A 17383-nucleotide genomic window follows, 5' to 3' on the forward strand; every position below is an offset into this window, starting at 1 on the left:
CCGTATCGGACCGGTCCGGACACAGCCGGGCTCACTCGGGCATCGTTCGGGTGAACCCGGACACCGTATGATTTTGGTCTAGACAACAGCACACCCGTCACACCTGAAGGGCAACACCATGGCTGAGCGCCGCGTCACCATCGGCTGGGCCGAGGGCCTGCACGCCCGCCCTGCGTCGATCTTCGTCCGGGCGGCCACCGCCGCAGGCGTCCCCATCACGATCGCCAAGGCCGACGGCACCCCGGTCAACGCCGCCTCCATGCTGGCCGTGCTCGGCCTGGGCGCGCAGGGTGGCGAGGAGGTTGTCCTGGCCTCCGACGCGGACGACGCCGAGGTCGCGCTCGACCGCCTGGCGAAGCTCGTGGCGGACGGTCTCGAGGAGCTTCCCGAGACCGTCTGACCCACCGGGTGATTCGGCTGCCCCGTATTCCGCCGGGTCCTTTCTCGTACGACAGGGCCGCGGTGACCGGAATGGTCACCGCGGCCCTGTCGTTTCCGAATTCCTGCCCCTGACAAAACTTTGCCAAAAGGGCGGAGCCGGAAACTTTTATACGCGAGCCATGTTAATTCCGCCCGCTCGCCGTGTTGACGGAATGTTTCGAAGTCCTCACCTGAGCCGGACGGCGCAGCCGGAATTCCGAGAGCGCGCGCTCGGTGTGCGCGGTGGCGAGGATCCTCGCGCGGTCCGCGTCACCGCGCGCGACCGCGTCCACCAGCGCGCCGTGCTCCGCCCAGGACTCCACGGCCCGCGCCGCCGGATCGGACCGGTCGGCGGCGGCCCGCACCGGCCACTCCGACTGCCGCGCCGGAGCGGCCGCGTACACCCAAGCGATCTTGCGGCGCACCTGGACCAGCAGCGCGGCCAGGCTCGGACTGTCCGACGCCTGGGCGAGCGTCTCGTGGAACCAGTCGTCCAGCGGCCGCAGTTCACCGAGGGAGCCGCGGCGGGCCCGCTCCTGCCCGAGCCGGACCAGACCGCGCAGCACCTTCAGATGGGCCTCGGTGCGGCGCTGGGCGGCGCGGGCGGCGCCCAGCGGCTCCAGCAGCCCGCGGATGTCGAGGAGGTCGGCCGCCTCCCGCTCGGAGGGCTGGGCGACACAGGCGCCCGCGTGGCGCCGGGTGGTCACGAACCCCTCGGACTCCAGGGTGCGCAGGGCCTCCCGCACGGGCACCCGCGAGACGCCGTAACGACGGGCGAGCAGTTCCTCGGTGAGCCGGCTGCCGGGCGGATGGACACCGGAGACGATGTCGTCGCGAATCGCCGCGCACACCGCGTGCGCCGAAATCCGCCGACCACCCGGAATCGCGGCCGCATCCCCGGTCACTTCCGGTCCCCCCACTGTCGAACCTCCGCCTTAATCCCAGCGAAACGCACCCGATTGCCGGGCGTTCGACAACTCTATTCCAAACCGAGGGAATTTCCGATGGCGGACCGGAATTCATGGATATTTTTGGTCAGTCGGGCGGGTTGCGCATGCCGAAGGCCCCGTCCGGTCCGGCGGACGGGGCCTTGGCACGGTCTGGTGCGCGGAGGGTGTCCTCGCGCGGGGTGGGTCAGACGTTGACGCCGTGGGAGCGCAGATACGCCACGGGGTCGATGTCCGAGCCGTAGTCGGGGCTGGTGCGCGCCTCGAAGTGCAGATGCGGTCCGGTGACGTTGCCGGTGGCGCCCGAGAGGCCGATCTGCTGGCCCGGGGTAACCGACTGGCCGACCGAGACGTTGATCGAGGACAGGTGGCCGTACTGGGTGTACGTGCCGTCCTTCATCTTGATGACGATGTTGTTGCCGTAGGAGCCGCCCCAGCCCGCCTCGACGACCTCACCGGAGCCGACCGCGTGCACCGAGGTGCCCGAGGCGGCGTGGAAGTCGATCCCGGTGTGGCTGCCGGAGGACCACAGACCGCTGGACGCCTTGTAGGCGGTGGAGACGTAGGAGCCCGAGATCGGCGCGACGAAGGTGTTGAGGCGCTTGCGCTCGGCCTCGCGCGCGGCGCGCTCCTTGGCCTCGCGCTCCGCCTTGGCCTTCTTCGCGGCCGCCTCGGCCTTCCTGGCGGCCTCCTGACGGGCGATGGTCTCGGCCCGCGCCTTGGCCGCGGCCTCCGCGGCGGCGGTCTCCTGGGACTGCGCCTGGGCCTGGATCTGGTCGGCCAGTCCCTCATCGATCACGATCGCCTGCTGCAACCCGGTCTGCTCGGGAGCTGGCTCCTCGGCGGCGAGGGCGGGACCGGCGATACCGGCGACCACACCCGAGGCGACGGTGGTGACTCCCGCGATGTTCGCGCCGGTGCGGACGGACCGTCGGGGACGGCGGTGCTTCCCGGTGGCACGGGTGAACGCCATGCTGTGGCGCACTCCTTTCCTTCCTTCTCGCCTACCGGGTTAGCTGACGGGTTCGGAGCAGGAAGGTCTCCTACGGACCCCTCGCCCCGAAGGACAAGGCGCCCGATTCACCCCAGGGGACTTTGGGTCCCCGGCTCCCCTGGCTCGCGCCGTACGGGGACTCGGCGATGGCTGCTCGTGCCGCGGGCGCGGCGTGCGGATGGCGAACAGCCGGACTGACGCTAAACGGGCCGTCTTTCGATCACCAAACAGATCCGGATTTTTGTTGCCCTCCCCACAAACCAAACAGCCAACCTCCCTATAAAACGGGCATTCGGAAGGACCCTGACATCGCACACGATGCCAGGGTCCTTCCGCTGACGGCCCGTTGGACGGCCGGAGGTCCTGCCGGGGTCAGCCCGAGACGACGCTCACCTCACCGATGCCTAGCGCGCGGACCGGCTCCTCGATCTCCGAGGCGTCCCCGACCAGCACCGTGACCAGCCGGTCCGCCGGGAAGGCACTCACCACCGCGGCGGTGGCCTCCACTGTCCCGGCCTCGGCGAGCCGGGCGTACAACTGCGCCTGGAAATCGTCCGGAAGATGCTGCTCGACCTGATCGGCGAGGGTGCCCGCGACCGCGGCCGCGGTCTCGTACTTCAACGGGGCGACGCCTACGAGGTTCTGCACGGCGACATCCCGCTCGGCGTCCGTCAGCCCCTCCTCCTTCACGCCGCGCAGCACCTTCCAGAGGTCCTCCAGCGCCGGGCCGGTGACCTCGGTGGCCACCGAGCCGCTGATCGCCAGCATCGCGGCGCCCGTGGACCCGCCGGACGGCGAGGAGGCCGTGGAGCGCAGCACCTGGCAGAAGGAGCGCACCCCGTAGGTGTAGCCCTTCTCCTCGCGCAGCACGCGGTCGAGCCGGGAGGTGAGGGTGCCGCCCAGGCAGTAGGTGCCCAGCACCTGGGCGGGCCAGACGCGGTCGTGGCGGTCGGCGCCGATCCGGCCGAGCAGCAGCTGGGTCTGGACCGCGCCGGGCCGGTCGACGATCACCACCCGGCCGGTGTCGTCGGCCACGATCGGCGGGACCGGCCGGGGCGCGGCCGGTCCGCCCGTCCAGGCGCCGAGGGTGTCGGCGAGGGCCTGATCGAGGTCGACCCCGCTGAGGTCGCCGACCACGACCGCGGTCGCGGTGGACGGGCGGACATGCGCCTCGTAGAAGGCCCGCACCGCCGCGGCGTCGATGCCCTCGACGGTCTCCTCGGTGCCCTGGCGGGGCCGGGACATCCGCGACTCGGCCGGGAACAGCTCCTTGGACAGCGCCATGGAGGCGCGGCGGGCCGGGTTGGCCAGCTCGTGCGGGATCTCGTCCAGCCGATTGCGCACCAGCCGCTCGACCTCGCTGTCGGGGAAGGCGGGGGCGCGCAGCGCGTCGGCGAGCAGCCCCAGCGCCTTGGGCAGCCGGGAGACCGGGACCTCCAGGGAGACCCGCACGCCCGGGTGGTCGGCATGGGCGTCCAGGGTGGCGCCACAGCGCTCGAGCTCGGCGGCGAACTCCTCGGCGTCGTGCTTGTCGGTGCCCTCCGACAGGGCGCGCGCCATGATCGTGGCCACTCCGTCGAGCCCGGCGGGCTCGGCGTCCAGCGGGGCGTCCAGATTGACCTCGACGGCCACGACCTGCTGGCCGGGGCGGTGGCAGCGCAGCACCGTGAGCCCGTTGGACAGCTCCCCGCGCTCGGGGGCGGGGAACGCCCACGGCCTGGGGGCGCCGCCGGTCGGCTGCGGGTGGAAGGTCATGGTCGCGGTGACGGCGTCGCTCACTGGGCCGCCTCCCCTTCTGCGTCGGTGTCGTCGGCGGCGTCATCTGCGGACTCGGCGCCCTGGACGGGCTCGTAGACCAGCACGGCGCGGTTGTCCGGCCGCAGCCGCGCGGCGGCCACGGCCCGCACCTCCTCGGGGGTGATGTCGAGCACCCGCTCCACGGCGGTCAGCGCCAGCTGCGGATCGCCGAACAGCACGGCGAAGCGGCACAGCTCGTCGGCCCGGCCGCCCACGGTGGCCAGCCGGTCCAGCCACTCACGCTCGATCTGCGCCTGGGCGCGCTCCATCTCCTGGGGGGTCGGCCCCTCTTCGGCGAAGCGGGCCAGCTCCTCGTCGACCGCCGCCTCGATGGCGGGCACTTCGACACCGCCGGAGGTCTTCACGTCCAGCCAGCCGAGCGACGGCGCGCCCGAGAGCCGCAGCAGGCCGAATCCGGCCGCGACGGCGGTGCGGTCGCGGCGCACCAGGCGGTTGTGGAGCCGGGAGGACTCGCCGCCGCCGAGGACGGTCAGCGCCAGATCGGCGGCGTCGGCCTCGCGGGTGCCGTCGTGCGGCAGCCGGTAGGCGGCCATCAAGGCGCGGGCGGGGACCTCCTCCTCCACAACCTCGCGCAGCTGCTCGCCGATCACCTCCGGGAGGGTGCCGTCGCGGGGCGGCAGCTTGCCGTCGTGGGAGGGGATGGAGCCGAAGTACTTCTCGATCCAGGCGAGGGTCTGCTCGGGGTCGATGTCACCGACGACCGACAGCACCGCGTTGTTCGGCGCGTAGTAGGTGCGGAAGAACGCGCGCGCGTCCTCCAGGGAGGCCGCGTCCAGGTCGGCCATCGAGCCGATGGGGGTGTGGTGGTAGGGGTGGCCCTCGGGGTAGGCCATGGCGACCAGCTTCTCGAAGGCGGTGCCATACGGCACGTTGTCGTAGCGCTGGCGGCGCTCGTTCTTGACGACGTCCCGCTGGTTCTCCAGGCTCTCCTCGTCCAGCGCGGTCAGGAGGGACCCCATCCGGTCCGCCTCCAGCCACAGCGCCAGCTCGACCTGGTGGGTGGGCATGGTCTCGAAGTAGTTGGTGCGCTCGAAGCTGGTCGTGCCGTTGAGCGACCCGCCGGCGCCCTGCACCAGCTCGAAGTGGCCGTTTCCGGTCACCTGGGCCGAGCCCTGGAACATCAGGTGCTCGAAGAGGTGAGCCAGGCCCGTGCGCCCCTTGACTTCGTGGCGCGAGCCGACGTCGTACCAGAGACAGATCGCGGCGACCGGGGTCAGGTGGTCCTCGGAGAGCACCACCCGCAGTCCGTTGGCCAGCCGATGCTCGGTGGCTTTCAGGCCGCCGGATTCGGCCTGTTGCGTGGCCGTGTGACCCATGGGCATGTACGTCCCTTCGATCGCGTGATGGAGGCGGTGCGAGCCGCGTGATGAGCGCTCCTGTCACTGTATGCAAGCGCACGGACATCTGGCGAAGTTCCGGTCCCGTTCCGCCCCCGCGAGGGGTGCCTCGGGGGTCCGGGGCACCCCCGGAAGGCGGTCACAGGAGGGGGCGCGGGCACGCTCGTCCATGGCCCGTTCCACAGTTGTCGGCGGGCCGGGCCACAATGGACGCCGTCAGATCCCGCCCCGGCAGTTGAAGGAGCCGCACGCGCGATGGCCCGCCGCAGCACGAAGACCCCGCCGCCGGACGACTTCGAGGAGCGCATCCTCGACATCGACGTCGTCGACGAGATGCAGGGCTCCTTCCTCGAGTACGCCTACTCGGTCATCTATTCGCGTGCGCTGCCCGACGCCCGCGACGGGCTCAAGCCCGTGCACCGCCGCATCCTCTACCAGATGAACGAGATGGGGCTGCGCCCGGAGCGCGGCTTCGTGAAGTGCGCCCGCGTCGTCGGCGAGGTGATGGGAAAGCTCCACCCGCACGGCGACGCCTCGATCTACGACGCGCTCGTCCGCATGGCACAGCCGTTCTCGATGCGGCTGCCGATGGTCGACGGACACGGGAACTTCGGCTCGCTGGGCAATGACGACCCGCCCGCGGCGATGCGCTACACCGAGTGCCGGATGGCCTCGGCCACCTCGCTGATGACCGAGTCCATCGACGAGGACACGGTCGACTTCTCGCCGAACTACGACGGCAGTGAGCAGGAGCCGGTCACCCTGCCCGCCGCCTATCCGAACCTGCTGGTCAACGGCACGTCCGGAATCGCGGTCGGGATGGCGACCAATATGCCCCCGCACAATCTGGGCGAGGTGATCGCCGCCGCCCGTCATCTGATCAAGCACCCGGCTGCCGATCTGGAAACACTGATGCGGTTCGTGCCCGGCCCCGACCTGCCGACCGGTGGCCGGATCGTGGGGCTCGGCGGCGTCCGGGACGCCTATGAGAACGGCCGCGGCACCTTCAAGATCCGCGCCACGGTGGCGGTGGAGGACGTGACGGCCCGCCGCAAGGGCCTGGTCGTCACCGAACTGCCCTTCACCGTGGGCCCCGAGAAGGTCATCTCGAAGATCAAGGACCTGGTCGGCTCGAAGAAGCTCCAAGGCATCGCGGACGTCAAGGACCTCACCGACCGTGAGCACGGCCTGCGTCTGGTGATCGAGGTGAAGAACGGCTTCAACCCCGAGGCCGTGCTGGAGCAGCTTTACAAGCTCACGCCGATGGAGGAGTCCTTCGGCATCAACAACGTGGCACTGGTGGACGGCCAGCCGCTCACCCTGGGGCTGAAGGAGCTGCTGGAGGTCTATCTCGACCACCGCTTCGAGGTGGTGCGGCGGCGCAGCGAGTTCCGGCGCACCAAGCGACGCGACCGGCTGCACCTGGTCGAGGGTCTCCTGGTCGCCCTGCTCGACATCGACGAGGTCATCCGGCTGATCCGCTCCAGCGACAACGCGGCGCAGGCCAAGGAAGCCCTCATGTCGCGGTTTGAACTCTCCGAGGTCCAGACGCAGTACATCCTGGACACCCCGCTTCGTCGGCTGACCAAGTTCGACCGTATTGAGCTGGAGTCGGAGCGCGACAAGCTCAAGGCGGAGATCGAGGAGCTGACCCGGATCCTGGATTCCGACGCGGAGCTGCGCAAGCTGGTCTCCTCCGAACTGGCCCAGGTGGCCAAGAAGTTCGGCACCCCCCGGCGGACGGTGCTCCAGGAGTCGGCGAGCGCGCCGGTCACCGCGGTGCCGCTGGAGGTCGCGGACGACCCGTGCCGGGTGCTGCTGTCCTCCACCGGACTGCTGGCCCGCACCGCGAACGGGGAGCCGTTCCCGGTCGAAGGACAGGCCAAGCGCGCCAAGCACGATGTGATCGTCTCCGCCGTCCCGGCCACGGCCCGCGCCGATGTGGGCGCGGTGACCTCCACCGGGCGGCTGCTGCGGCTGTCGGTGATCGACCTGCCGATTCTCCCGGAGAAGGCCGGACCCCCCAACCTGGCGGGCGGGGCGCCGATCGCGGAGTTCCTGACGCTGGACGAGGGCGAGGAGCTGATCGGTCTCACCACCCTCGACGAGTCCTCACCGGGGCTCGCGATCGGCACGGAGCAGGGCGTCGTCAAGCGCGTGGTCCCCGACTATCCGGCCAACAAGGAGGAACTGGAGGTCATCGGGCTCCGGGACGGCGACCGGATCGTGGGTGCGGTGGAGTTGCGCACCGGTGAGGAGGACCTGGTCTTCATCACCGACGACGCCCAGTTGCTGCGCTATCCGGCGAGTCAGGTACGGCCACAGGGTCGTCCCGCGGGCGGCATGGCGGGCATCAAGCTGAGCTCCGGCGCGAAGGTGATCTCGTTCACCGCCGTGGATCCGGCGGCCGACGCGGTGGTGTTCACGGTGGCGGGCGCGCACGGCACGCTCGACGACTCGGTGCAGCAGTCGGCCAAGCTGACCCCGTTCGACCAGTACCCGCGCAAGGGCAGGGCCACCGGCGGTGTGCGCTGCCAGCGGTTCCTGAAGGGCGAGGACTGTCTCGTCCTGGCCTGGGCGGGGCCGACCCCCGCCCACGCCGCGACGGCCACCGGCACGGCGGCACCGCTGCCCGACCCCGACCCGCGCCGGGACGGCTCGGGGACACCCCTGGCGAAGCCGGTGGCGGTGGTGGCCGGACCGGTGTGAGCCGGGCGGCGGGCCACACGGCGCTGAACGGGACGGGGGCGCGGCACCACGGGGTGCCGCGCCCCCGCGCGCGTAGCGGGATCGGCCAGGGCGCGTAGGGGGACCTGGGCGCGTACGAGGTGGACCAAGGCGTCCCCGTCCGGCCGCGGCCGTGTACGACTCCCCCGGGGGCCTCCGGCAGGGCTCAGTGGCCGCTGCCGTTGCGGCGGGCGCGCAGCTGGTGGAGGGCGACGCGGGCACCGGAGTGTCCGCGGTCGGCGGCCCTGCGCAAGTGCCGCTCCGCCTCGCCCAGATTGCCCAGATCCATATGCAGCGTGCCGAGGACCACCATCGCCGAGGTGTCCCCCGCGTCAACTGCCTTTCCCAGCCAGTGCACCGCCTCGGCGTACGCACCCCGGTTGCCCAGCCCGATGCCGTAGACCGTCATGCCCTGGCGGTCACCGGCGTGCGCCGCCTTGCGGGCGAGCGGCTCGGGGAGGGGCCGCCCGTCGCGGTAGGCCGCCCGCACCATCGACTTCAGGGCGGGATCCAGCCTTCGCCGTCCTCCGCGTCTTCCCCTGCGCCCCCGCCACCGCGCCCATAAACCACTCATCCAAGCCCTGCCTCCCCGCCCCCGTGTCCGCCATTCTCCCGTGTGTTTCCGCATCGCGGAACCGCGTGTACGGCGCTGAATACGGACCGTGACCTTCCGGTCATGGCGCTCAGGAGGCGTGATGTAACTCATGTGACTTCCCCTGCCGCACTCCGGCGCGCCACGCCGATCGAGAGAGGTTAGGCTTACCTTCGTGAGCACGTGCGCGACCGCTTCCCGCGACCTGTCCGAGCCGCTCGCCGGAACGGCGGCCACCGCCCCCACCTGGCTGCTGGTCGAACAACCCGGTCCGTGGGGCACCGAGGCCCTCACGGCGAGTCATCTCGACCCGGCCGTGGGCCGCGCGCTGGAGCGCGCCGCCAAGGACACCGGCGTACGGGTCGCGCTCATCCGCCGCCCCGGCCGTCATGCCGATCTGCACACCGGTGCGCGGCACCGCGTGTTCGTCGCCCACACCCGGCCCGGCCGCTCCTGGATCCGCACCACCGCGCTCACCGACCCCGGACGGCTGCGCGGCCTCGACTTCGCGGCGCTGGGCGCCGGTGATCCGGCCGGGCTGACGCTGGGCCCGGCGGACGGCGAACCCTCCGGGCGACAGGCCGCCCAGGGCGTCCCCGGGCAGTGGGAGGAGTACACCGGCGATCCGCTGGTGCTCGTCTGCACCAACGGCAAGCGGGATCGCTGCTGTGCCCTCCTCGGCCGTCCGCTCGCCGCCGAGCTCGCCGCGTCCGGGGTCGACGGCACCTGGGAAGTCACCCACATCGGAGGCCACCGCTTCTCGCCGACGCTCGTCGTCCTGCCGCACGGGTACACCTACGGACGCGCCTCGGCGCAGGGTGTGCACGAGGTCCTGGAGGCGCTGCGCGGCGGGCGCGTTGTCATCGAGGGCTGCCGAGGCCGCTCCGCGTGGGAGCGCCCGGGCCAGGCGGCGGAGCTGGCGGTCCGCGCCATCACCGGCGAGGACGGCGCCGAGGCGCTCACCGTGGCGCGGACCGACGGCACGGCACCCACCTGGTCCGTGACCGTCGCGCACCGCGACGGCCGGGAGTGGCGGGTGAGCGTCGCCCAGGTCGTGTCCGCCCCGCCCCGCCCGGAGAGCTGCGGTTCCGCGCTGGGCTCCCCGGCCCGGATGGAGGTCGTCGGCATCCGCGCGACGCGCACGGCGCCCCACGACGCCCGCGCGGTGGCCGCGGCCCGCCACTGAGCCTGGTCATGTCCGGGCCTGAGCCCTGTGGCCCCTCGCACCGGGCGCACTGAGCTCCGGCGCCCCACGCGCCGAGCCACGGGGGCCCGTGCCCCGCGCCCCGCAGACGCAGCGCCCCGCAGACCCGGGGAGCCGGAGACCCGGTCCCCACGCCCTTGGTTACCCTTCGTTGCCATGAGCGCCGCGATACCGCCGCGGCCGCGGCTCGCGGCCACCAGGTGGCGCATCGGCTGGCCCCGACGCGTCTTCTCCCAGGTTCTGCTGATGCAGCTGGCCATCGCCACGGGCGTCACCGTGCTCGCGACCGGCCTCTTCCTCGCCCCCCTCGGCTCGCAGCTGGACGACCAGGCCATGCGCCGCGCCCTCGCCATCGCGCAGACCACCGCCGCCCAGCCCCGGCTGGCCGAAGCGCTCCAGCACACCCGCCCCTCCCCCGGCGGCCCCGTGCAGACCGAGGCGGAGCGGATCCGCCGGGCGACCGGCGCCGAGTACGTCGTGATCATGGACCGGAACGGCGTCCGCTGGTCGCACACCTCCCCGCAGGAGATCGGCAGACATGTCTCCACCGACCCCAGTGAGGCCCTCGCGGGCCGCGAGGTCATGCAGATCGATCAGGGCACGCTCGGCCGGTCCGCACGCGGCAAGGTGCCACTGCGCGACGCACACGGCCGCATCGTCGGCGCCGTCTCGGTGGGCATCGCGTACGAGACGGTGCGCGGACGGCTGGTCGGCGCCGTGCCCGGGATGCTCGCCTACGCGGGCGGGGCACTCGCCGTCGGCGCGCTCGCCGCGTATCTGGTCGCCCGCAGACTTCAGCGCCGCACCCATGACCTGGCCTTCTCTGATATCTCGGCGCTGCTCGCCGAGCGCGAGGCGATGCTGCACGGCATCCGCGAAGGGGTGGTCGCCCTCGACGCGCACGGCCGCATCCGGCTGCTGAACGACGAGGCCCAGCGGCTGCTGGAGCTGCGCACCGAGGACACCGGACAGCCGCTGGAGGCGGTGCTGCCACCGGGCCGTACGGCCGATGTGCTCACCGGGCGGGTCACCGGCGCCGATCTGCTGACCGTCTCCGGCGGACGGGTGCTGGTCGCCAACCGGATGCCGACGGACGACGGCGGCGCCGTGGCCACCCTCCGCGACCGCACCGAGCTGGAGCGGCTGGGCCGCGAACTGGACGGCACCCGTGGGCTGATCGACGCCCTGCGCGCCCAGGACCACGAGCACGCCAACCGAATGCACACCCTCCTGGGCCTGCTGGAGCTGGGGCTGCATGAGGAGGCGACGGAGTTCATCACCGAGGCGGTCGGGGTGCACCGCGCCACCGCCGAGCAGGTCACCGAGCGCGTCCATGACCCGCTGCTCGCCGCGCTCCTGGTGGGCAAGGCCACCGTCGCCACCGAGCGCGGTGTCTCGCTGGCCCTCGCCGACGACACCCTGCTGCCGGACCGTCTGGTGGATCCGCCGGGCCTGGTGACGATCGTCGGCAACCTCATCGACAACGCCTTGGACGCGGCCGTCGGATCGCGCGAACCGCGGGTCGAGGTGGCGCTGCGCGCGGACGACCGTACGCGTACGGTGCGCGTGCGCGTCGCCGACACCGGTCCCGGTGTTCCGCCCGACCGCCGCGACCTGGTCTTCACCGAGGGCTGGTCGACCAAGGAGCCACCCGCGCACGGGAAGCGCGGTATCGGTCTCGCCCTGGTGCGACGGCTCGCCGAACGTCAGGGTGGCAGCGCACAGGTGTCCGACCGCGAGGGCGGGGGCGCGGAATTCACCGTGGTCCTCCCCGAGGCGCTGGCCGAGGAACCGGGTGGGGCACCGCTGACCGCGACAGGAGAGCCACGATGACCGACAGACCCGGTCCACCCGCGCCCATCGAGGTGCTGGTGGTGGACGACGATGTGCGCGTGGCCCGGGTGAACGCGGCCTACGTCGGCAAGGTGGCGGGCTTCCACGTGGCGGGGCAGGCGCATTCGGCCGCCGAGGCGCTGGCCTTCCTGGAGCGTGGCCACGCCGATCTCGTCCTGCTGGACCACTATCTGCCGGACGAGACGGGGCTCGCGCTGGTGGGGCGGCTGCGCCGGCTCGGCCACCACACGGACATCATCATGGTGACCGCCGCCCGCGACATCGCGACCGTCCAGGCGGCCATGCGCCACGGCGCCCTCCAGTACCTGGTCAAACCCTTCACCTTCGCCGGTCTGCGCGCCAAGTTGGCGGGCTATGCGGCGCTGCGCCGTGCGCTGGAGGGCGGTGGCGAGGCCGGTCAGGACCAGGTGGACCGGATCTTCGGCGCGCTGGGCGGCGCCTCGGCCGGACCCTCGGAGCTGCCCAAGGGCCACTCCGCGCTCACCGCCGATCTCGTCCGTGAGGTGCTGCGCGGCGCCGAAGGGCCGCTGTCGGCCCAGGAGGTCGCCGAGCGGTCATCGCTGAGCCGGCAGACCGCACAGCGCTATCTGAAGCTGCTGGAGCGTACCGGCCGGGTGCGGCTCAGCCTCAAGTACGGGGAGACCGGCCGCCCCGAACACCGCTATGTCTGGGTCTGAGCGGGCTTCCCGGACCGTGGACCACGGGGTCAGGCGGCCCCGGCCCCGGTGAGCGCCCGGACCTCCGTCTCCGCGTGCTTGGCCGCGTGCCCGGCGGTGTCCACGGCCGCGGGTGAGGTGACCGTGCCGATCCAGCCCGCGAGGAAGCCGAGCGGCACGGAGACCAGGCCCGGGTTCTCCAGCGGGAAGACATGGAAGTCCAGCCCGGGGAAGATCGCACCCGGACTGCCGGAGACCACTGGGGACAGCACCACCAGCACCACCGCCGGAATCAGCCCGCCGTAGACCGACCACACCGCGCCCTGGGTGGTGAACCGCCGCCAGAACAGCGAATACAGCAGCACCGGAAGGTTTGCGGACGCCGCGGCGGCAAAGGCGAGCCCCACCAGGAAGGCCACATTGAGGTCCTGGGCGAGCAGCCCGAGACCGATCGCCGCCGCCCCGATCCCCACCGCCGCGAGCCGCGCGACCGCGACCTCGCTGCGCGGGGTGCGGTCGGTCCGGCGGCTCAGCGAGGCGTAGAGGTCATGGGCGACGGACGCCGAGGAGGCGAGGGTGATGCCCGCGACGACGGCCAGGATGGTGGCGAAGGCGACGGCGGCGACGACCGCGAACAGCACCGTCCCCCCAGTCGACCCCGCGCCACCGCCGAGGTCCAGGGCGAGCAGCGGAACGGCCGTGTTCCCGGCCGCGTTGGAGGACCGTACGGCATCGGTGCCCAGCACCGCGGCCGCGCCGAAGCCGAGCACGATCGTCATCAGGTAGAAGCCGCCGATCAGGCCGATGGACCAGATGACCGAGCGGCGTGCGGCCCGTGCGGTGGGCACCGTGTAGAAGCGCGAGAGGATGTGCGGCAGCCCGGCGGTGCCCAGCACCAGGGCCAGCCCCAGGCTCACGAAGTCCAGCCGCGCGGTCCAGTCGCCGCCGTACTTGAGGCCGGGGGCGAGGAAGTCGGAGCCGTGCCCGCTGTGGCGCGCCGCCGAGCTCAGCAGCGCGTCGATGTCGCCGTGGAAGCGGACGAGCACCAGGGCCGTCAGCGCGACCGCCCCACCCATCAGCAGCACGGCCTTGACGATCTGGATCCAGGTCGTGGCGCGCATCCCGCCGAGCGTCACGAAGACCACCATCAGGGTGCCGACGCCGATGACGGTCCAGGTGCGGGCGTGGGCGCCGGTCTCACCGAGCAGCAGGGCGACCAGACTGCCCGCGCCCACCATCTGGGCGACGAGATAGAGCACACAGACGGTGACCGACGAGACGCCCGCGGCGATCCGGACCGGGCGCTCGCGCATCCGGGCGGCCAGTACGTCGGCCAGGGTGAACCGGCCGCAGTTGCGGACCAGTTCGGCCACCAGGAGGAGCACCACCAGCCAGGCGACGAAGAAGCCGACACAGTAGAGCACCCCGTCGTAACCGAAGAGCGCGATCAGTCCCGAAATACCGAGGAAGGAAGCGGCCGACATGTAGTCACCGGCGATCGCGAAACCATTCTCCATGGGCGAGAACAGCCGTCCGCCCGCGTAGAACTCCTCGGGTGAGCCATGACGCCGGCGCCCCGCCCAGGTGGTGATCCCGAGCGTGGCGGCCACGAAGACGCCGAAGAGCAGCAGCGCAAGGCCCTGTTGATTGCCGGTCACCGCCCGTGCCCCCGCATCATCTCCTGGGTCACCCAGCGCAGTTCGAGTGCGACGCGGTCCCTGCGCAGCCGGGCATGACGGGCATACGCCCAGGTGAGGAGGAAGGTGGTGGCGAACTGGGCGAGTCCGGCGACCATCGCGACATTGAGGACACCGATCACGGGGCGGGCCATCAGTTCGGGAGCCGTGGTCGCCGCGACGACATAGACCAGGTACCAGATGAGGAACGCGGCGGCCGCCGGAAAGACGAACCGGCGGTAGCGCCTGCGCACTTCCTGGAACGCGGCGCTGCCGTGCACCTCCGTGTAGACCTCCTCCGCGGCGGGCGGGCTCACCCGCCCGGCTCTGCTGTCGGTGTCGTCCGGCTCTCCCCAGCCGGACGCGAGCGCGTCGTACCAGGGATCGTCCAGCCGGGCCGGCCCCGTATCGCGCGCGTTGTGCATGTCCACCCGAACACTCCTTGCTCACTGCCGTATTGGCCGCGTGCCCAAGGATGGACAGATCCGGAAGATCCCGGACCCTTCAATACCGGACGTTCACCCCATCAGGTGACTCAGGTGACGAACGCCTCGGAAGTGTCCCCGGGTGGCCGGGCGATGCCGTGGCGGTAGGCGTAGCGGACGGCCTGGGCCCGATCGCGCACTCCGGTCTTGGAGAAGAGGTTGTTGATGTGGGTCTTCACGGTCGCGGGGGCGACATGCAGACCGCGCGCGATCTCCGCGTTGGAGAACCCCTCCGCGACCAGCGCCAGGACCTCCGCCTCCCGGGGGGTGAGCCCGTCGGGCAGTGCGCCGGGGCCGCCGGGAGGCGGTACGGCGCCGGGCGGCCGGGGCGCTGCGAGGGCGAGCCCGTCCCGTTCGGTGAGCCGCTCCAGCAGCAGCCGCTGCACCTTCGGGGACAGCCCGGCGTCCCCGGACATCACGTCCTGGACGGCCCGCAGGATCTCGTCCGCGTCGGCGTCCTTGGTGAGATAGCCGCGGGCACCGGCGCGCAGCGCGGGGAAGAGCGAGTCGTCGTCGGCGTAGGTGGTCAGTACGACGACCTGGGTGTCCGGGTGGGCGGCACGCACCCGGCGGGTGGCCTCGACACCGTCGCAGCGCGGCATCCGCAGATCCATCAGGACGACGTCCGGGGCGAGTTCGGCGACGAGCCGCAGCGCCTCCTCGCCGTCACCGGCCGCTCCGACGACCTCGATGCCGGGGAGGAGCCCGAGCAGCATCACGATCCCCTCGCGCACCACGGTCTGGTCGTCAGCCACCACCACGCGTGCGGTCACCGGTGGTGCTCCGCCCTTACCGTCCTCCGTCACGCCCCCACCATCCCGTTCCTTGCCGCGGCCGCGGGTCCCGGAGCCACGCCCGCCCGCGCCTGTCGGCTTCTGTGCCCACGCGGCACCAAACCTCCCGCACTCCACGCGCCCCCGACGGCCTCATGTCGTCGCTCCCAGCGGCACCCTCAGCCTCACCGTGAACCCCTCCCCCTCCGGCCCCGCCTCCAGGGTGCCGCCGAGGAGTTCGGCGCGTTCACGCATCCCCAGCAGACCGTACCCGGAGCCGGTCGCGGACAGACCGGCGGCCGACGGTGCCCGGCGCGCACCGTCGTCGCTTACCTCGAGCGACACCTCGCGCTCCGCGTAGACCAGCCGCAGCCGCACCCGCGCGCCCGGCGCGTGCTTGCGGACGTTCGTCAGCGCCTCCTGCGCGACCCGGCGCACCGCGAGCCCCGCCTCGGCGCTCAGCCTCCTCCGCTCCCCCTCGGTCGCGAACCCCGCCCCCTCCGCCGCCGCGGACTCCCGCAGGAAGTCCTCGACCGGCACCATCTCGCCGCGCAGCGCCGACAGCGCCTGCCGGGTCTCGGTGAGGCCCTCGCGGGCCATCCCCCGTGCGGCCACCACGCGTTCCAGGACCTTCCCGGAGTCCTCCCCACGCTCGATCAGCAGCCGCGCCGCCTCCAGGTGGACCAGTTGGGCGGACAGGCTGTGCGCCAGCACGTCGTGGATCTCCCGAGCGATCCGGGTCCGTTCGGCCAGCGCCGCCGACTCGGCCTCGGCCCGCCGGGCGGCTCGTTCCTGGGCGAGCAGCCGGTAACCGCTGCCCCGGGCCTCGGCGTCGAGGCGGAGGGTATAGCCGATCAGCAGCAGACCCGCGCTGGTGATGACACCGCTCAGCGATGGGTGGGCGCTGGTGGCGATGGAGCATCCCGTCGCGGTGACCGCGCACCCCACCCCCGCGAGCAGCGGCAGCCGCTCCATCGCGAGGATCACCGAGGCGCCCCACACCACCTCCGCCGGGTGGTCGGCCCCGGCCGTCCGCATTCCGAACCCCGCGCCGATCAGCAAAGCCAGCAACGCCAGTGCGGGCAGCAGCCGGTGGGCCACGGTGATCCGGCGGAACGCGAACATCGCGGCCGTGCATCCGGCCAGGGCGCCGATCAGCACCGCCCGTTCCCACCCCGGGAGGGCCTCGTCGTGGAAGAGCCCCCGCACCAGCCAGCACACGGCGGTCACCCATCCGCAGATGTCGAGCACCCGCCGCATCCGGGGCAGGCCCTGGCCCGACAACGCCTGCCGTGACGGCCACCGTGTCCATGCGCTCATCGGCCGAGTGTGCCCTTCCCCGCGCCACGCGTCAGCAGCTTCCCCACGCCATGCGTCATCAACTCCGGCCCGTGCGCCCGGAGCACCACCACGGCGCTGCTCATCAGCAGCGACACGGCCAGGGTCAGCATGACCGAACCGCTCTCCTGGCGCACACCCGCGAGCGCGCCCGCTGCGGCCAGGGACAGCCGCAGCACCAGGCCACCGGCCCACACCACCGCCGTGGCCTTCCCGCCCTGTGCCCAGACCGCGCCGGAGCCGTCCGTCCACACCCGGCTGGTCCAGGCCCAGGCGGCGCCGGTGAGCGCGCCGGCGAGCAGATCCCCCGCCAGCAGAGCCACGGCGGCCGTCTGGTGGCGATGGTCGATCAGCCCCGGCTCACGGACCGCCAGCCAGCCGAGGACCACCGGCAGCGCCCACCATCGCCGGGCGTCCTCGACCACCTTCTGCGGTCGGAACTGACGGATGACCACGACGACGACCACCGCGGCGATCACCACGGCATGGGGGATTCCCGACATCACACAGAGCCTCCGGGGAGCGGACACGACTACTCCCCGGGACGCTACGGATGAGCGGC

15 protein-coding genes and 1 riboswitch are annotated in these 17383 nt (G+C 72.3%); of the genes, 5 read left to right on the plus strand and 10 right to left on the minus strand.

Annotated elements, in window-relative coordinates; translation table 11 throughout:
- The first annotated feature begins 118 nt into the window (after positions 1–118).
- The gene (locus AC4BEG_RS08255) at positions 119–400 is read left to right on the plus strand and encodes an HPr family phosphocarrier protein (protein ID WP_201878511.1); all 282 of its coding nucleotides are present in this window, start codon (positions 119–121) and stop codon (positions 398–400) included.
- Positions 401–563: 163 nt separating this feature from the next.
- Here the strand turns inward: AC4BEG_RS08255 and AC4BEG_RS08260 are convergent, their stop codons facing one another.
- From AC4BEG_RS08260 to AC4BEG_RS08275, 4 genes are all read right to left on the minus strand, one after another.
- Positions 564–1325 carry a GntR family transcriptional regulator gene (locus AC4BEG_RS08260; RefSeq protein WP_490705247.1) on the minus strand — a complete coding sequence of 254 codons (762 nt, stop codon included), beginning with the start codon at positions 1323–1325 and terminating at the stop codon, positions 564–566.
- 229 nt (positions 1326–1554) lie between these two features.
- Positions 1555–2340, minus strand: a complete 786-nt coding sequence (locus AC4BEG_RS08265; protein ID WP_490705248.1) for a M23 family metallopeptidase — start codon at positions 2338–2340, stop codon at positions 1555–1557.
- A gap of 14 nt (positions 2341–2354) precedes the next feature.
- A riboswitch (cyclic di-AMP (ydaO/yuaA leader) is annotated at positions 2355–2517 on the minus strand.
- Between the two features lie 216 nt (positions 2518–2733).
- Positions 2734–4116 carry a M16 family metallopeptidase gene (locus tag AC4BEG_RS08270; RefSeq protein WP_490707024.1) on the minus strand — a complete coding sequence of 461 codons (1383 nt, stop codon included), beginning with the start codon at positions 4114–4116 and terminating at the stop codon, positions 2734–2736.
- A 20-nt stretch (positions 4117–4136) separates the two neighbouring features.
- Positions 4137–5501 (minus strand): M16 family metallopeptidase, encoded by a 1365-nt coding sequence (locus AC4BEG_RS08275; RefSeq protein ID WP_490705249.1) that lies wholly within the window; start codon positions 5499–5501, stop codon positions 4137–4139.
- Positions 5502–5771: 270 nt separating this feature from the next.
- Here AC4BEG_RS08275 and AC4BEG_RS08280 point away from each other — a divergent pair, with 270 nt between their 5' ends.
- Entirely contained in the window at positions 5772–8225 is a 2454-nt protein-coding gene (locus tag AC4BEG_RS08280; RefSeq protein WP_490705250.1) for a DNA gyrase/topoisomerase IV subunit A, read from the plus strand.
- Between the two features lie 184 nt (positions 8226–8409).
- On the opposite strand, the gene AC4BEG_RS08285 is transcribed toward AC4BEG_RS08280, so the two are convergent.
- Positions 8410–8736 carry a tetratricopeptide repeat protein gene (locus tag AC4BEG_RS08285; RefSeq protein WP_490705251.1) on the minus strand — a complete coding sequence of 109 codons (327 nt, stop codon included), beginning with the start codon at positions 8734–8736 and terminating at the stop codon, positions 8410–8412.
- 274 nt (positions 8737–9010) lie between these two features.
- On the opposite strand from AC4BEG_RS08285, the gene AC4BEG_RS08290 reads away from it, so the two are divergent.
- The 3 genes from AC4BEG_RS08290 (at position 9011) to AC4BEG_RS08300 (ending at position 12570) form a co-directional block, all read left to right on the plus strand.
- Positions 9011–10021 carry a ferredoxin family protein gene (locus tag AC4BEG_RS08290; protein WP_490705252.1) on the plus strand — a complete coding sequence of 337 codons (1011 nt, stop codon included), beginning with the start codon at positions 9011–9013 and terminating at the stop codon, positions 10019–10021.
- 174 nt (positions 10022–10195) lie between these two features.
- Positions 10196–11872, plus strand: coding sequence for an ATP-binding protein (locus tag AC4BEG_RS08295; RefSeq protein ID WP_490705253.1), 1677 nt, complete (start codon positions 10196–10198; stop codon positions 11870–11872).
- On the plus strand, positions 11869–12570 hold the full coding sequence (locus tag AC4BEG_RS08300) for a response regulator (RefSeq protein WP_490705254.1): 702 nt from the start codon (positions 11869–11871) through the stop codon (positions 12568–12570). The genes AC4BEG_RS08295 and AC4BEG_RS08300 overlap by 4 nt, the downstream gene beginning before the upstream one ends.
- Before the next feature lie 29 nt (positions 12571–12599).
- Here the strand turns inward: AC4BEG_RS08300 and AC4BEG_RS08305 are convergent, their stop codons facing one another.
- The 5 genes from AC4BEG_RS08305 to AC4BEG_RS08325 all read right to left on the minus strand — a co-directional run bounded on the left by AC4BEG_RS08305 (position 12600) and on the right by AC4BEG_RS08325 (position 17324).
- On the minus strand, positions 12600–14207 hold the full coding sequence (locus AC4BEG_RS08305) for a solute symporter family protein (RefSeq protein ID WP_490705255.1): 1608 nt from the start codon (positions 14205–14207) through the stop codon (positions 12600–12602).
- A complete protein-coding gene (locus AC4BEG_RS08310; RefSeq protein WP_490705256.1) occupies positions 14204–14656 on the minus strand; it encodes a DUF485 domain-containing protein in 453 nt (150 codons plus the stop codon). The genes AC4BEG_RS08305 and AC4BEG_RS08310 overlap by 4 nt, the downstream gene beginning before the upstream one ends.
- Positions 14657–14760: 104 nt before the next feature.
- Complete coding sequence (locus tag AC4BEG_RS08315) at positions 14761–15426, minus strand: response regulator (protein ID WP_490707025.1); 666 nt, start codon at positions 15424–15426, stop codon at positions 14761–14763.
- A gap of 210 nt (positions 15427–15636) precedes the next feature.
- On the minus strand, positions 15637–16803 hold the full coding sequence (locus AC4BEG_RS08320) for a sensor histidine kinase (RefSeq protein WP_490705257.1): 1167 nt from the start codon (positions 16801–16803) through the stop codon (positions 15637–15639).
- A complete protein-coding gene (locus AC4BEG_RS08325) occupies positions 16800–17324 on the minus strand; it encodes a DUF1453 domain-containing protein (protein WP_490705258.1) in 525 nt (174 codons plus the stop codon). Before AC4BEG_RS08325 ends, AC4BEG_RS08320 begins: the two co-directional genes overlap by 4 nt.
- Positions 17325–17383 lie beyond the last annotated feature (59 nt).

The organism is Streptomyces sp. JLBJ103, assembly GCF_058215575.1.

Excerpts from the sequence above, each read along its gene's own strand:
- AC4BEG_RS08255 (WP_201878511.1), top strand. The coding sequence starts at position 119 with ATGGCTGAGCGCCGCGTCACCATCGGCTGGGCCGAGGGCCTGCACGCC.
- AC4BEG_RS08265 (WP_490705248.1), bottom strand. The coding sequence starts at position 2,340 with ATGGCGTTCACCCGTGCCACCGGGAAGCACCGCCGTCCCCGACGGTCC.
- AC4BEG_RS08270 (WP_490707024.1), bottom strand. The coding sequence starts at position 4,116 with ATGACCTTCCACCCGCAGCCGACCGGCGGCGCCCCCAGGCCGTGGGCG.
- AC4BEG_RS08275 (WP_490705249.1), bottom strand. The coding sequence starts at position 5,501 with ATGCCCATGGGTCACACGGCCACGCAACAGGCCGAATCCGGCGGCCTG.
- AC4BEG_RS08280 (WP_490705250.1), top strand. The coding sequence starts at position 5,772 with ATGGCCCGCCGCAGCACGAAGACCCCGCCGCCGGACGACTTCGAGGAG.
- AC4BEG_RS08285 (WP_490705251.1), bottom strand. The coding sequence starts at position 8,736 with ATGGTGCGGGCGGCCTACCGCGACGGGCGGCCCCTCCCCGAGCCGCTC.
- AC4BEG_RS08295 (WP_490705253.1), top strand. The coding sequence starts at position 10,196 with ATGAGCGCCGCGATACCGCCGCGGCCGCGGCTCGCGGCCACCAGGTGG.
- AC4BEG_RS08300 (WP_490705254.1), top strand. The coding sequence starts at position 11,869 with ATGACCGACAGACCCGGTCCACCCGCGCCCATCGAGGTGCTGGTGGTG.
- AC4BEG_RS08315 (WP_490707025.1), bottom strand. The coding sequence starts at position 15,426 with ATGCTGCTCGGGCTCCTCCCCGGCATCGAGGTCGTCGGAGCGGCCGGT.
- AC4BEG_RS08320 (WP_490705257.1), bottom strand. The coding sequence starts at position 16,803 with ATGAGCGCATGGACACGGTGGCCGTCACGGCAGGCGTTGTCGGGCCAG.
- AC4BEG_RS08325 (WP_490705258.1), bottom strand. The coding sequence starts at position 17,324 with ATGTCGGGAATCCCCCATGCCGTGGTGATCGCCGCGGTGGTCGTCGTC.